This window comes from Pseudoalteromonas sp. S3178 (assembly GCF_005886985.1).
Taxonomy (GTDB): domain Bacteria; phylum Pseudomonadota; class Gammaproteobacteria; order Enterobacterales; family Alteromonadaceae; genus Pseudoalteromonas; species Pseudoalteromonas carrageenovora.
Genome location: NZ_PNCW01000059.1, coordinates 1 through 15,001 on the forward strand (window position 1 = coordinate 1; position 15,001 = coordinate 15,001).

Here is a 15,001-nt window from a genome sequence, read left to right on the forward strand (position 1 = left end):
TGTTTTACAATCCAAAAAAGCGCCACTCACATACAGGCGGTGTTTCACCAGCTAAGTTTGAAGAAGCGTATTATTCTGAGTTAAAAACTGTCTAGCGAAAGCTGGGAAGTCCATTCCGATTTTATACCGAAGAAACTAAAGTACAATTCAGCACAACTAGTAAAAGAATATGAGGCCTACGGTCCCTTTAATGTTCTTCTCCAGAATGTTGGCGACTATTTTGTAATTGAATTTGTCACAGAGAGCGGATCAACCACCATACTTCAAGTGCCCAGGAGCATGATGATTACGGTTGATGCCAACAAGCGATTATGCAACACAAACTGCGTGTCGCATAAATACTAAAATGTTATAATGTTTGTAATATGGATTCATTAATCAATTAAGGAGTAAAAATGAATAGAATAAAAATAGCATTATTATTATCTAGTGTGTTTGCCTCAAATAGTTATGCTGGAGATCAACTAATCAATCAAGCAAAAAAAGCTGAGATTAAAAGCTGTTTATCTACTATCGATGCGGTTGAGGAGTTTTTTACAAAAGATCAAAGTTATGGGTCAGCATCATTATGGGCTGTTGAGAATTCAGACGATCAAATTTTTACATCAACACTTGAACTTACATTTTCTGATGGCCCTCAAATAATAGATTTAACTGTTGCTCCAACTAAAGATGGACAATGCTCATATAGTTATACTCGCACTTTTTATTCCGAAAAAAGTTGTATGGCATACTCTAAAGCAAATATGAAAAATGCCGAATACAGTACTGAACTTAATAAGTATGTAACAAAATTTGACGATGGTTCATCTAATTGGTTTCTATCTTCAGCTGGTGTTGGGTGTCTAATACAAAAGAAAGAAATAGGCTTACGTTTTAAACCCCAAGCTTTATAACAAGATAATTGGACTCCCAACCTCTACACTGAAGTAGAAATTATTTTTCGGAGTTCAATTATGAATAAGTTAAGAATTGGTGTCGATTTAGCTCATAAATTAATACAAGTTTGTAGTTCTACAAATAATAAAGTGCACTCAAATAATGAGATGACATTGCAACAATTTAGTGAGTACTTGGTATCGCTTAGTCCTTCAACGATTATTTTTGAGGCCTGTGCGAGTGCTAATTATTGGCATCAATTTGCAACTTCACTTGGTCATAATTCCTTACTAATATCTGCGCGGTTAGTTATGTCTGTTCGTCAAAGTCAAAAAACAGATAAAAATGATGCTTTGGCTATTTTACAAGCATCGCTGTTACCAGATGTTCACTTTATTACTGCAAAATCAATTAATGAACAGCAAGCGCAATCAATGCTCAAATTGAGAGAGCACAGTGTTAAACAAAAAGTAGCGCTTAAAAATCAACTCACAGGTTTACTACGTGAATTTAATATAAGCAGTGGTCGCTCAATAAGTCAGTTTGTAGGTACAATCCAAGATACATTGGAAGATGCCGAAAATGGTTTTTGTGATGCATTTAGAAAAATGCTTAAAGTATCATTGGATTTATATTTAACATTAACTGAAGCAATCGCGACCTATGATTTCGCATTGGCTAAAAACAAAAAGGGGTCAAATCTTGACTTCATACATCAAAGTTTACCAATGACTGCAAATGGCACTCTCTAGCTACTCGACAACATAAATGCTGATAATAATTGGCAGGGTATTTTACTTTGTAGGATGGCGCTTCGCTTATTCGACCTACACTCGCACACATACCATGGTTGAATGAATTTTATTATTTAAATCAAACCAGTAGCGGCTAAAACAACTAACTATTTCTCAATCTATAATTATCTGGTTTCTGCCATTTTCTTTTGCTTTATAAAGCTGTTTATCTGCTTGTTTAATAAGTGCGTCGAGTGAGTTGCTTTTAGCGTTGCCTGTGGCAACACCTGCGCTAAATGTAATAGTTATATTGCTAGGTAAGGCGTCTATATTACTGCAATATTTCGATAAATTACGTGCTAGGTTTTCGAATGTGTTATTAATCTCTTGGCTATCTAATGTATTTAATACAAATAGCCATTCTTCGCCGCCGTAACGACCAAATGTATCATTTTCACCTAGCGTATTTTTAGCGGCTTGAGCAAACTTAATCAGTACTAAGTCCCCTGTGTCATGGCCAAATTGGTCATTAATATTTTTAAAGTAGTCTAAATCAACAATCGCAATTGATGCTGGTTTATTGGCTAATAAATTATCAGCTATTTGCATTATTCCACGGCGGTTTAAACTATTAGTAAGGTAGTCGGTTAACGCAATAGTGTGGTATTTTTTTCGCTGGCGAATTTGCCTATAAAACAAAAATAACGACACAATAACTAAAATGAATGCGATAGATGCGCTAAGGCGCCAAATAATTTTTTGTTGATGCTCTTCTTTTACCTGAAGTTCGTTTATATTTTTTTCGTATTCTAGCTGTAAAATTTTGTCTTCTTTTTCTTTGACTTCAAACTTTACTTGCAGTGTTTTTATATTACTTTCGCTTGTTGCTTCATAATGTTTTTTTGTATAAATGAGCTTGCTTCCAATTGCTTCAAAGGCATCATCGATGTAATTAAGCTGTCGTTTTTAGCTCATATCGTTTACCTAAAAACTCTGCTTTATAAATACTACGGCTAAACTTATCGATATTTAAAAATACTTTATCGTTTATTTGGTTCGCTTGATCTAGCAAATTTTGTTTTATGTATATATCGGCTAGTAAAATCATTGAGGCAAGGTGCATATCGTGAATACCAGCAGCGCGGGCTAGCTCGATGTTTTCGTTTGCAAGCGTAATGGCGGTGTCGTAATTACCTTGTTTATATTGAATATTAGCAATTGAGTATTGAGCAAATGCTAATCCTTTTTTCATACTTACTTTTTTAAAATAGTATAGGGCTTTATTTAAGTAAATGAGTGCATCTTGGGGGTTATTCGTTTCAAGCAATACACTTCCTAAGCTCCAGTATGCTTTTGCAGTAAATAGCCCGTCGTTGGTTTTTTCATAGGCTTCTACCGCTTTTTTTGCATAATATACAGCCTAGCCATCGTTAACACCTCTGTCATTTAGGAAGTTATAGGCATCGGCAACTTTTCTTAAAAAGTAGGCTTGAGATGCCATATCATCATCTTTCATAGCTAGCTCTAGGCCTGCTAATGCGGCACTTAACGTTTTTCTGAGTGAGTCCGTATCTGTGTAGTAATTAGCCAATGCACGAAGAATGATTATTTTTTCTTTAGATGAGTGTTGTGCTATTTTTTCTTCTAAGTGCTGTGCAAGGTCTTTAGCTTGAGTGAGTTTTTTTGTTTGCGATAAATATTTTAATTGCGCCTCTAAAAACAACACGTAAATATCGTTTTGTTTAAGTACTTTTTTGTTATTTATATAATTAGATATATGGGTATTTTACGCATCGTATTCTTCTTGCCTAAAAAGTAGTTCTGCATATAAAGCAGCGGCTTCTAAGTGAAGTGTTGACCAATTTCGCTCTTTACTAATCTCAAAGGCTTGCGTGAGCTTTTGCTGGTTAATTAGGTAGTCTAATTTATTCGCTCTTATGTTATTAACTAAGCTTTGGGTTGTTTTAAAGTCTAACTTATTTAAGGTTGAATTTAATGACGTATCATTGGCGAGTGCAAATGTACTCACAAACAAAAATAAAGGCAGAACGAGTAATTTAATCAATGTACGATTAAATAATTTTACGTGTGAATTGTTGTTCTGCTTTATCATGATGGCTTATTTTTATATTTTTTATATCTAACTATAGCATTACTTTTAAAGTATAAGTTAATGATTGTTTAGTGATTATATTTTATTTACCAAAAAGTGGATAACTAAAGTGGGTAGTAAACATGAGTAACCAACATAGTTAATTAATCTAAAAATCAGGTGCTACTTCAAATTCTAAACGCTTATGTGTAATGGGGTGGGTAAACGCTAAATATTCGGCATGTAAATGGAGTCTATCAGCCTTTTGGCCGTAATGCGTATCACCAATAATCGGCATGTTTAAACCTAAGCTATGAGCGCAGTGCACTCGCAGCTGATGTGTTCGGCCAGTTTTTGGGTATAACTGTAAACGAGTAATATTGTTTTTTCGCTCAAGTACGTGCCATGTGGTTAGCGAAGGCTTACCGTTTGTGTAGCACACCATTTGGCGTGGTTTATCATCAAAGTCGAGCATAAGAGGTAAATTTATCTCGCCGCTATCTTCAGCTACATTTCCATCTACTAGTGCAACGTAACGTTTATCAATAGTGCGTTCTATAAACTGTTTTTGTAGGGCTTTATGAACACGTTTATTAAGTGCGATCATCAATAATCCTGAGGTCGACATATCGAGGCGGTGCACAATTAACGGGCCTGAAGCTTCAGGAAATTGTGTTTTTATGCGCATATAAACAGAGTCATCAATATTTACACCAGGGACCGATAAAAACTCAGCAGGTTTGTTCACCACCAATAAGTCGTCGTCTTTATAAATAATACTTAACTCTTTCCCATCGGCTGGGTTTTCAAGCAGTGGATTGGTTTCAACATTTAGGCCTTTTAGCATATGCCCTAGTATTGGTTGGCATTTGCTATAACAAGAAGGATAGTAATTTTTGTGTTGTCTAATGGCTGATTTAGGGGCTGCTCCCCACCAAAATTCGCCCATAGCAATAGGTTTTAAGTTTTGTTTATACGCATATTGTAATAACTTTGGTGCTGCGCAGTCGCCTGCGCCAGAAGGTGGAGTATGCTCAGGAAGCTTTGCAAAAATTGCATTTAGGTCGGTTACTTCTTTATGGGCATTTAAAAACTGATACTGAGCAAAAAGCATTTTTTGTAGGTTTTTTGAAAGCGTTTTACGGCGCTTTTTTAAATGTTTAACGTTGTCTGTAATTTTGGTTTGAGCGCTCTCTAGCTGCTCTATTTTATTTTGCCAATTAAGTTTAAGCGCTTGTAACTGCTTTTTTTCAACAATGCTTTGCCCGGCTAGTTTATTTTTAAGCTGCTCAAAATCGGCTTCGCTTAGTTCGGCTTCGCCTTCAGTTCGCTGCTTTTTACGAGTTAACCTTCCTGCCTGCATAAGGGCTTGCTGCGCAAGTAATTGCTCGTTAAACATAGCTTTTGATTCATCAAGCTTTTTATTAATAGCGGTGAGCTCTGCGCTGCTTTCAAGCGCATCAATTTGGCTGTTTATGTCATTAATAATTTTGCTTTGTGCTAAATAACCTTCATCGTTTAGCTGCATACTTGATACCGGTGGCACAAAGTTAATATTGCCTTTATCGCCTTCAATTTGCCCCGAGTATGCGCTTAAAAACCCCAGTTCATTTTTGTCGTTTTGCACAACTAACACGCCAAACATTTTACCTGCGTTTTCGGCTTTTAAATGTGCGAGTGGTTCTAGCTGTTGTTGCAACTGCGTTGCAGCTGCAATAGTTAGCGGATGCGGCTGATAATAAAAGGGAAAGGTAAATGTTTCTGGAAGCGAAAGCGCATTTATATTCTGTAAAAAAGGGGTAAAGCAAGAAGCTGAGTTTGACATAAAAATAACACAGAAACATTCAGTAAAATAATTGGGCTAGATAATACCATATTCATAGTTAAGCCCCTAAAAATCTCATCTTAGATTATTCATACATAGTTTAAAGGCGACATTCATGTTTTATGTATCAGTATAGGTGCATGACAATATTTAAACGTATTGTTGTTACTCTATCATTTGTATTTCATGTGTGTCGTTTTTCATTAATTGAGCGTATTTTTAAACGATATTAGTACTGGTAGAGCCCAAAGATAATTCAATTTACAGAATAACTTAACTGTTAGGAGTTCTATATTATGAGTGAGAATATCGCAGGTTTTATCACCAAAACCCTTGAGCAAGCTGGCGTAAAACGAATTTGGGGGGTAACTGGCGATTCACTTAACGGCATTAGTGAAAGCCTTCGAAAATTAGGAACAATTGAATGGCTAGGAACACGTCATGAAGAAGTCGCTGCATTTGCAGCCGGTGGCGAAGCACATTTATCGGGGGAGCTTGCGGTGTGTGCAGGTTCTTGTGGTCCGGGTAACTTGCATTTAATTAATGGCCTGTATGATTGTCAGCGTAATAGGGTGCCGGTACTGGCTATTGCATCGCACATTCCTTCATCTGAAATTGGCAGTAGTTATTTTCAAGAAACCCACCCGCAAGAATTATTTAAAGAATGCAGTGTGTATTGTGAAATGGTGTCAAATCCAGATCAAATGCCTTACTTGCTTGAAACCGCAATGCGCCAAGCAATATTAAACAAAGGCGTAAGTGTACTTGTATTACCTGGCGATGTTGCATTAAAAGATATACCCAAGGGTATTACTCCTAAGTGGAATGTTCCAAAAAAAGCCACTACTGTTGCTGATTTATCTGATATTAAAGCAATGGCGACTCATCTTAATAAGAGTAAAAAAGTAACGTTGTTGTGCGGCGCTGGCTGTAGAGATGCTCACGATGAAGTTGTAGCACTTGCCGAAAAATTACAAGCGCCAATAGTACACGCCATGCGCGGAAAAGAATTTATTGAATACGATAACCCTTATGATGTTGGAATGACCGGGTTTATAGGTTTTGCCTCGGGCTATCATGCAATGCAAGAGGCCGATACGTTATTAATGATTGGTACGAGTTTTCCGTATCGGGCTTTTTATCCTGAAAATACCACCATATTGCAAATTGATAATCAGCCGGCGTCGCTTGGGCGGCACGTTCAAATTGATTGCGGCGTATTAGGCGATACAAAAAATTCAGTGGCCACATTACTTGAGTATATTGAAGGTGAGCGCACAAACTCGCACTTGCAAAAGAGTGTTAAGCACTACAAAGAATCTCGAAAAGATCTTGATGAACTTGCCAGTGGTAAAACCTCGCAAAATTTAATTCATCCGCAATATCTAACACGTTTGTTAAACGAGCAAGCAGCTGACGATGCTGTATTTACTTGTGATGTAGGCACGCCAACAATATGGGCAGCACGTTATTTATCTATGAATGGTAAGCGGCGTTTAATTGGTTCTTTTAACCATGGCTCTATGGCAAATGCGATGTCGCAGGCAATGGGTGTTCAATCTATTAATAGAGACCGCCAAGTGATTGCAATGTGTGGCGATGGTGGTTTTTCGATGTTAATGGGTGATTTAATTTCGCTCAAACAGCTTAATTTACCTATAAAAATTGTTGTTTATAATAATCGCTCACTTAGTTTTGTAGCAATGGAAATGAAAGCCAGCGGGTTTTTATCAAGCGATACCGATTTAGAAAATCCAAGTTTTGCTAAAATTGCACAAGCCTGCGGTTTAAAAGGAATTCATGTAAGTGACCCAGACGAACTCCCTTCGGCAATGGACGAGATGATGAATCACTCAGGTCCGGTTGTGTTAGAAGTCGATACTGCAAAGCAAGAGCTTTCGATGCCGCCGCAAATTAAGCTAGAGCAAGCAAAAGGCTTTAGTGTTTACATGATGAAAGCGTTAATAAACGGCAAAGGAAACGAAGTTATAGAGCTTGCCAAAACTAACTGGTCACGTTAGTAAAATTGCTTCCTTGTTGAGTCTTTAGGAGCAATAGGGAAGTGTCAAAGTAATAATCCAAAGCAGCTAGAAGTGTTAAAACCTAAAGGGCGATATGCGGTATCGGGCGCTATTGGCGGGGCGTTAATAGCGCTAGATATGCGTGTTTTTTATTTATAGGCTTTTGCTTATAAACTCTTTTTAGGCGGAAGCGCCACGTTTGCAAATATTAGCCCTGCAACAAGCGACATAAATATTAAAAACGTTTGCTGGCCAATATGCTCTGCGTATACAAAGTCTTGGCCTTCAATCAGTGAGTTTAAGCCAATGTAGGTTTTGCTACCGGGCACTAATACAATTAAGCCCTGCATGGCAACAATAGAGGCGGGCGCATTAGCAACACGATTAAATAAGTTACTAAATATACCTACCGATAACGCCCCTACAAACGTACCTAACGTGTAATCTAGGTACATAGCTGAGCCAATACTTGTGCCGTAAGCGATAAAACCGGATGCAATAGACCAACCCGCATGCTTAATTTTAGTTCTAAATATAACAACTAAGCTGCTACAAAGCAGGAGTATAGCTAGCCAAGCTGTCCATTTAGGAAGGGGCTCTGGCTGCACAAAGTCTGCTTGGCCAAACATGGCAAAGCCAATGCCTATGCCAATAAAGGCACCAAAGTACAGTTTAAATAGCAGCATAAACGAGTCCATAACTCGCGCAGTTCCCGACACCAAATGCCTAGCTGCAAGCTCGGCTAAACCAAGCGCCAATGCAAGGCCCGGTATAAATACAATAATGGCCGAAAGCACCACTAAACGTATGTTAATTTCAGGGGTTATGTACACACTTACCGCACAGGCTAATACAGCTGAAATAATAGCAACAAGTGGCTCAAGCATATGTGCAACGCGTTTAGAGCGTGTAGACCAAAGTACAAACACATAAACCACGAGTGTAAGCAGCGATGACCACATAACATCAGTCCAACTTGTACCCATTAGCATAGCAAATGCGCCGCCCGAGGTTGCAAACGCAACTCCTGTAACAAGTTTATTGTACGGGTTTGGCATGTCGTAAATGGCATCAAGCTGAGCATCGACTTCTTGCAAACTTAGCTTGTCGTCAAGCATTTGATTTACTAGATCGTCGGTGTCGGCAAGTGAGCCTAAATCGTGATCGCCAGGGTCAACTCTTGCTACGTGTGTGTATTCGTCTTCGTGGCCGTCGGTCCAAATTACAAACGTTACGGAGGTTGGCGACATAACAAACGACGACTTAAGTCCTAAGTAAGTAGCCACTTCCATTAGGTGAGCTTCTAGGCGGTAAGCAGGCGTACCATACTTGTGAAGCATTTTACCTAACTTAACGATAAATTTGCGTTTTTCTGTGAAGGTTGCAGTTTTCAAATCTTATTTAGGCCAGTGTGTAAATAAATTAGCTAAAAGTATAGGCTAAAACGCCCATTTGTAATGGGCGCGATTTTAAACACAAATCTATAAGAGTCTAGTCATTTTTAATCTAATTTTTTATTTTTTTCTGCTATCCATTGCGCCATATATTGCGTGCTTCGCATTGTATGATGTTTGAGCATTTGTCCGGTGAAGTTTTTTTCGCGATGCGCGCTTAAATCGCTGCTTATTGCATCTATTTTATTAATGAGCGCCGCGCTTAATTTTACTTTGTCGTAGAGCGTATTAAGTAGCGTATTACCAGCTTGCTGAGCGTGTTCAAAATCAGTTTGATTGTTGTAAAGATCAACGGCTGCATTTGCAAAATCTTCGGTATTATTAGCCACTTTACCAGACCATGGTAAATCGTTGTGCATGCCCTCTGCACCAATGCTGGTGGTAACGCTGGGTGTTTGCATTATCATGGCTTCAAGTAACTTACCTTTTATACCAGCACCAAAACGAAGGGGCGCTAAACACACTCGCGCGCTTTGCATAACATCATAGGCGTTATCGGCCCAGCCTTTTATTAAAAACCCCGTTTTAGGGTTATTAAGTGCGGTGGCTTTTGGTGGCGGGTAAGAGCCATAAATGTGTAGCTCGGCTTTTGGGAGTTGCTTGCGAATAAGCGGCCATATTTTTTGTAAGTAAAGTACGGCATCCCAGTTTGGTGCGTGTCTAAAGTTACCTATAGTCATATAGTGTTGTCGCTGATCAAACGTTTTTGTACTTGCAGGGAGTGAGCTTAAATCAACCATAAACGGTAAATGGTGTAATAAGCTTGGCTCTATTTTAAATACGCTGTTTAGCAAGCTCATCTCAAAGCTTGAAATAATTAAGCTGAGGTCGCAGCGTAAAATAGCCGCTATTTCGCGTTTTGCTATGTCTGAATGTAAGTCGCTGGTTGTAAACTCGCGCTCGCCCTTGTGCGCTTCGTGGCGTGCATTACGTAGGCATTGTAAATCTTCAGTATCGAGAATTTTAACGGCATTGGGGCAGTGTTTATCTACGCGCCAACCAAATTGCTCTTCCATCATAAAGCGGTCAAACATTACTATATCTGGATTATAGGCTTTAACGTATTCGTCAAAGCTTTCACAGTTAAGGGCAATGCTTTGGCTTGTTATACCGTAGTCGTCTAGGTTAACCATGTGCTCGGTACGCTGCGCCGGGGTTGCAAATTCAACCTCCCAGTTTTGCGCTTTAAATGCATTTAATAACGACATCATGTGCGTTCCCGCAGCAGACGAATTTGGCTCTGGCCATACGTAGCCAATTACCAGCACTTTTTTCATTGGCTAGAATCTCTAATTTGTAAGTTTACATTTACCAGCGTTTTAACTGGAGGGGCTGTATTTTGTAGCAGCTCTTGCACAACTAAAAAGCTGCGCTTTGCTATTTCATCGGTATTAATAACCACCGTACTTAAGCTGCAAGGCATAACACTGTAGTTAGGTAAGTGATGGCAGCTAACTACTTTTATAGTTTGATTTGCTGGCAAGTTAAGCGAATGTATTGCTGCTATAACACCTTGTGCAATTATATCGTTTGCGCATACCACAGCATTTAATTGTGGGTTTTGTTTGTAAGTGTTTAAAAATGTATTTTTAGCACTAAGCGCTTGATTGTGCGAGCACGCTATAGTTGTTAAAGGCGTTATGCTGTGCTGCGAACAAGCAGTATTAAAGCCACTTTGTAATGCTAAAGATTCGCTCATTGTAAGCTCACAGCCTATAAAAGCGATGTTTGTAACGCCTTGAGCGAGTATATGCATTGTTGCTACGTGGCTAGCTTTTTTGTAATCGGGCAGTACGCAAGGCGCAGCGCTAAAAGGGACTTCGCGCATTAAGGTAATAACGTTGTGCTGCGCGCTTAGTGTATCAAGCCATTTGGCACAGGTATTTGCTACTGGGCAAATAATAAAAGCAGCTGCGTTATATTCTTTTAGGTTTTTTACTGCGCTTATTTGTAGCTCGAGGTTGTTATTAGTGCTTAGTATCATGGCTTGTAAGCCACTTTCGTTTAGCGTTTTTTCAAGGCTTGTAGAAAGCTCGGCCATTAAAGGGTTGGTTAAATCGTTTATTATAATGCCAATTAAGTTTGAACGTTTTGAGCGCATGGCGGCCGCATCGCGGTTATAAACGTAACCGAGTTCATCAATCGCTTTTAATATTTTTTGTTTGCTTTTATCGCCTACTTTTTCGCTTTTGGTAAGCAGTAAAGACACGGTTGATTTTGATACACCAGCACGCTTAGCAACATCAATAATAGTGACCGATTTAGCTGTGTTTTGCATTGTGTTTTGTGCGCCGCAGTGGTGAATAAATAGCGCTGTAGTGTAGCGTAATTAGGGTTATTAAGTCACCTTTTACACGTGCTTAAGTTACCTTAATGCTTTATGAACATAGCAAAACGTGTTTATATACGCCTATAACAGTAAAAAATAACAAAAGGATAAAAACATGAACGCTTTTAGGCTGTTAGTTGCCTTTATTTGTTGTGTTGCATTACTGCCAACAAGCCAAGCAGAGCAAGGCTATCAAACACCATCACCTGAGCTTGCTGCTTTGGTTGACGCTAAATTAGCACCCACTAGTTACTTATCAAGCGATGGCCAGTGGCTAGCGCTTTTTGAACGAAAACGTGTTGTAACACTTGATGAACTTGCAAAAGAAGAGCTTAAACTGGCGGGTATTAAACTTAATCCGGCTAACTTTTCGCGCTCACGTGTTAGCGCAAAATACAGTGCAGTTGAGCTAAAGCACGTGCAAAGCGGTACGGTTATCAGTATTAATAACTTACCGAGTGGTATTATTCGCTCACCCAAATGGTCATCAAACAGTAAGTATTTAGCGTTTGTTGTTGAGCAACAAAGCCAAGCAAATTTATGGCTTTACAGCGTTGAGAGCAAACAAGCACAACAGCTTTCAAGTGCTGCATTAAATTCGGTATTAACGTCATCACCTTATAAATGGCTACCCGATAGTAGCGCAATTGTTGCAAACCTTGCGGTAAATATTGATAAGCCAAGGCTTGAAAATAACAGTCAAAGTGTAGTGCCTGTTATTCAACAAAGCACCGGTGAAAAAGCGCCAGCGCGTACGTATCAAAACTTATTAACGAGCCCGTTTGACGAAGCGCAGTTTAAATTTTACGGCCAAGGGCAATTAGCCTACATTACGCTTGATGGTAAAGCCCAAGCTATTGGTAGCCCTGCATTATTTAAATCGTTTTCGGTATCGCCTGATTCAACCAATATTTTAGTTGCGGGTATTAACGAGCCGTTTTCGTATCAAGTACCTTACAGCCGATTTGCAAGCACATGGCAAATATGGGGAATGCGCGGTTATGCATTAGCAGAGCTTGTAAAGCAGCCTCTTGCCGATAACATTCCACAAGGTTACGACAGCGTACGCACTGGGCGCCGCGATTTTGAATGGCGAGCCGATCAAGGCGCTGAAGTTATTTGGGCCGAGGCGCAAGATGGCGGCGACATGAAAACCGATGTTAAGCACCATGATTATATTTACAGCTTACGTGCCCCGTTTAAACGCGAGCCTAAGTTATTTGCCAAAGTAGAGCGCCGCTTTGCAGGTATTGAATGGGGTAACGAAAACGTAGCCATGCTTACAGACTGGCGCTTTAGCGATCGCCAAGTACGCACTTTTGTTATTCAACCACGAAATGCCGACAACAACCGCGTGCTGTTTTCAGAGCGTAGTTATAACGATGCTTACAAAGACCCAGGTAATGCTATTTACGAGCGTAACGATTTAGGCGCTAACGTAATTAAAATTGTAGGCGGGCGCTATATTTACCTGCGTGGCAATGGTGCATCTGAGCAAGGTAATATTCCGTTTTTAGACAGATACGATGTAAAAACAAATAGCAGCAAGCGTTTATGGCAGTCTAAAGCGCCTTACTACGAGCGCGTACGTGCACTGCTTGATGACGAAGGCGAGCGCTTTATTACAGTTCGTGAGTCTAAAACTGAGCAGCCTAACTTTTTTATTCGTGATTTAGATAACGATACACTGACCCAATTAACTAATTTTGCCCACCCGTACCCTGCATTTAAAGGCGTAACTAAAGAGCAATTACGTTATAAACGCGATGACGGCGTAGAGCTTTCGGGCACGTTATATTTACCACCAGGGTATGATAAAACTCAAGGCCCGTTACCTGTACTTATGTGGGCTTACCCTCTTGAATACAAAGATAAAGCAGTAGCATCGCAGGTTCGCGAGTCGCCTTATGAATTTACTTACATTGGCTATTGGGGCCCAATGCCTTACCTTGCTAAAGGTATTGCCGTGTTTGACGACCCTAAAATGCCCATTGTAGGTGTTGATGGCAGCGAGCCAAACGATAACTTTAGAAAGCAGCTAGTTTCAAGTGCGCAAGCTGCTGTTGATGTATTAGTTAAAAAAGGCATTGCCGATAAAAACAAAATAGCTATAGCAGGGCACTCATACGGTGCATTTATGGTGGCTAACTTATTGGCGCATAGTGATTTATTTAAAACCGGTATTTCCCGCAGTGGTGCGTATAACCGCACATTAACGCCGTTTGGTTTTCAGGGCGAAGAGCGCGACTTTTGGCAAGCACAGAGTGTGTACGCTAATATGTCGCCGTTTTTTCACGCAGAAAAAATCAATGAGCCAATGCTAATGATCCACGGTCAAGAAGACCCTAACTCGGGCACTTTCCCAATGCAAAGTGAGCGTATGTACGCAGCGCTTAAAGGTTTAGGTAAAGACGCTCGCTTAGTTATGCTTCCTTATGAAGCGCATGGTTACCGCGCTCGTAAAAGCTTATTACACGTACTGTGGGAACAAGAGCAGTGGCTAGATAAGTATTTGTTAAATGATACAGCAGAGCCAGTAGAAGTAATTACTGAACCAGTGGCAAGTACTGGGCAATAGTAATAAACATAAGTAAGCAACAACGCGGCTACTTATAGCCGCGTTTTTGTTTTTAATACGAGAGTAAATTAATGATTGATGTAGCAGCGCTTGCGGTTTTTATTCCAACGTTCTTTTTTGTGTCTATTACTCCAGGTATGTGTATGACGCTTGCCATGACACTCGGCATGAGCATCGGTGTGCGCCGAACCTTATGGATGATGATAGGTGAGCTATTAGGCGTAGCAACCGTTGCCGTTGCTGCGGTACTCGGTGTTGCAAGTGTAATGCTAAATTACCCAGATGCGTTCGCTATTTTAAAATGGGTAGGCGGCGGGTATTTAATTTATATTGGCGTAAATATGTGGCGCGCCAAAGGTAAAATGTCGATTAATACACAAAGCCCAAGCGATGTAAGTCGCCAATCGCTTTTTACGCAAGGCTTTATAACGGCCATTGCAAACCCTAAAGGGTGGGCGTTTATGATCTCACTATTGCCGCCGTTTATTAGTGTACAGCACGGAGTAGCCCCACAGCTTTTAGTGCTTGTTTTAGTAATAATGGTAAGCGAATTTGTATGCATGCTTGCGTACGCCACAGGCGGTAAAAGCCTGCGCTTGTTTTTAGCGCGTGGTGACAATATTAAATGGATGAACCGAATTGCGGGCAGCTTAATGGGACTAGTTGGAATTTGGCTTATTTTTGGTTAGCATGAAAATTAGTTGATATTATCAATTAATTTGCTATAGTTGACTTTGTCACCTATTTGACGATTAAGGCATGCCCAAAAATGAGTACACCCCAATTAACAAATCCAGAAATGGTTGAGCCTAAAAAAACACCTGTAATTTATAAAATACTGGTTATGGTAAGTATTATTACAATTGTTGGGGGTTCTCTAACTGGCATTATGACTTATGTGAATGTAGGGGTTACAGAGCAATTTTATGCAGATTGGTTTACTTCGTTTATAAGTGCAGTATTGGTTATGGCGCCTATTGGTTTTGTAATGATGACCTTAATGCACAAGCTAGTTAATAAGTTATTACTTAGGGTGTATTGACCTTTGGTGGTTGAATTTGCAGCAGTGTGTTTGGTTTTTAGGCAAGG

Annotated in this window: 14 protein-coding genes; 6 read left to right on the forward strand and 8 right to left on the reverse strand. The window is 39.7% G+C overall.

The annotated features are described in order from the left end of the window. The first annotated feature begins 395 nt into the window (after positions 1 to 395). Complete coding sequence (locus CWC11_RS15680) at positions 396 to 896, forward strand: hypothetical protein (protein WP_138683454.1); 501 nt, start codon at positions 396 to 398, stop codon at positions 894 to 896. Positions 897 to 956: 60 nt separating this feature from the next. Beyond that, positions 957 to 1,631 carry an IS110 family transposase gene (locus tag CWC11_RS15685; protein WP_138683455.1) on the forward strand — a complete coding sequence of 225 codons (675 nt, stop codon included), beginning with the start codon at positions 957 to 959 and terminating at the stop codon, positions 1,629 to 1,631. A gap of 156 nt (positions 1,632 to 1,787) precedes the next feature. On the opposite strand, the gene CWC11_RS23375 is transcribed toward CWC11_RS15685, so the two are convergent. The 5 genes from CWC11_RS23375 to CWC11_RS15695 all read right to left on the reverse strand — a co-directional run bounded on the left by CWC11_RS23375 (position 1,788) and on the right by CWC11_RS15695 (position 5,530). Then, positions 1,788 to 2,324 carry a GGDEF domain-containing protein gene (locus CWC11_RS23375; protein WP_249330751.1) on the reverse strand — a complete coding sequence of 179 codons (537 nt, stop codon included), beginning with the start codon at positions 2,322 to 2,324 and terminating at the stop codon, positions 1,788 to 1,790. 241 nt (positions 2,325 to 2,565) lie between these two features. Further along, on the reverse strand, positions 2,566 to 2,865 hold the full coding sequence (locus tag CWC11_RS23380) for a tetratricopeptide repeat protein (RefSeq protein WP_502704802.1): 300 nt from the start codon (positions 2,863 to 2,865) through the stop codon (positions 2,566 to 2,568). Positions 2,866 to 3,033: 168 nt separating this feature from the next. Then, on the reverse strand, positions 3,034 to 3,339 hold the full coding sequence (locus tag CWC11_RS23385) for a hypothetical protein (RefSeq protein WP_249330752.1): 306 nt from the start codon (positions 3,337 to 3,339) through the stop codon (positions 3,034 to 3,036). A 60-nt stretch (positions 3,340 to 3,399) separates the two neighbouring features. Then, positions 3,400 to 3,726, reverse strand: coding sequence for a hypothetical protein (locus CWC11_RS23390; RefSeq protein ID WP_249330753.1), 327 nt, complete (start codon positions 3,724 to 3,726; stop codon positions 3,400 to 3,402). Between the two features lie 148 nt (positions 3,727 to 3,874). Next, a complete protein-coding gene (locus CWC11_RS15695) occupies positions 3,875 to 5,530 on the reverse strand; it encodes an RluA family pseudouridine synthase (protein WP_138683456.1) in 1,656 nt (551 codons plus the stop codon). Positions 5,531 to 5,826: 296 nt separating this feature from the next. Between CWC11_RS15695 and poxB the strand changes: the two genes are divergently transcribed. After that, positions 5,827 to 7,551, forward strand: a complete 1,725-nt coding sequence (gene poxB, locus CWC11_RS15700; protein ID WP_138683457.1) for a ubiquinone-dependent pyruvate dehydrogenase — start codon at positions 5,827 to 5,829, stop codon at positions 7,549 to 7,551. Positions 7,552 to 7,718: 167 nt separating this feature from the next. On the opposite strand, the gene CWC11_RS15705 is transcribed toward poxB, so the two are convergent. From CWC11_RS15705 to CWC11_RS15715, 3 genes are all read right to left on the reverse strand, one after another. Further along, a complete protein-coding gene (locus CWC11_RS15705) occupies positions 7,719 to 8,945 on the reverse strand; it encodes a threonine/serine exporter family protein (RefSeq protein WP_082660665.1) in 1,227 nt (408 codons plus the stop codon). A 107-nt stretch (positions 8,946 to 9,052) separates the two neighbouring features. Beyond that, on the reverse strand, positions 9,053 to 10,282 hold the full coding sequence (locus CWC11_RS15710) for a glycosyltransferase (RefSeq protein WP_138683458.1): 1,230 nt from the start codon (positions 10,280 to 10,282) through the stop codon (positions 9,053 to 9,055). Beyond that, complete coding sequence (locus CWC11_RS15715) at positions 10,279 to 11,283, reverse strand: LacI family DNA-binding transcriptional regulator (RefSeq protein ID WP_138683459.1); 1,005 nt, start codon at positions 11,281 to 11,283, stop codon at positions 10,279 to 10,281. Before CWC11_RS15715 ends, CWC11_RS15710 begins: the two co-directional genes overlap by 4 nt. A 166-nt stretch (positions 11,284 to 11,449) precedes the next feature. Here CWC11_RS15715 and CWC11_RS15720 point away from each other — a divergent pair, with 166 nt between their 5' ends. From CWC11_RS15720 to CWC11_RS15730, 3 genes are all read left to right on the forward strand, one after another. Then, positions 11,450 to 13,912 (forward strand): S9 family peptidase, encoded by a 2,463-nt coding sequence (locus CWC11_RS15720; RefSeq protein ID WP_138683460.1) that lies wholly within the window; start codon positions 11,450 to 11,452, stop codon positions 13,910 to 13,912. Positions 13,913 to 13,983: 71 nt separating this feature from the next. Beyond that, positions 13,984 to 14,601, forward strand: a complete 618-nt coding sequence (locus CWC11_RS15725) for a LysE family translocator (RefSeq protein ID WP_138683461.1) — start codon at positions 13,984 to 13,986, stop codon at positions 14,599 to 14,601. Between the two features lie 80 nt (positions 14,602 to 14,681). Beyond that, positions 14,682 to 14,954, forward strand: a complete 273-nt coding sequence (locus tag CWC11_RS15730; RefSeq protein WP_249330754.1) for a DUF2798 domain-containing protein — start codon at positions 14,682 to 14,684, stop codon at positions 14,952 to 14,954. Positions 14,955 to 15,001: the final 47 nt, after the last annotated feature.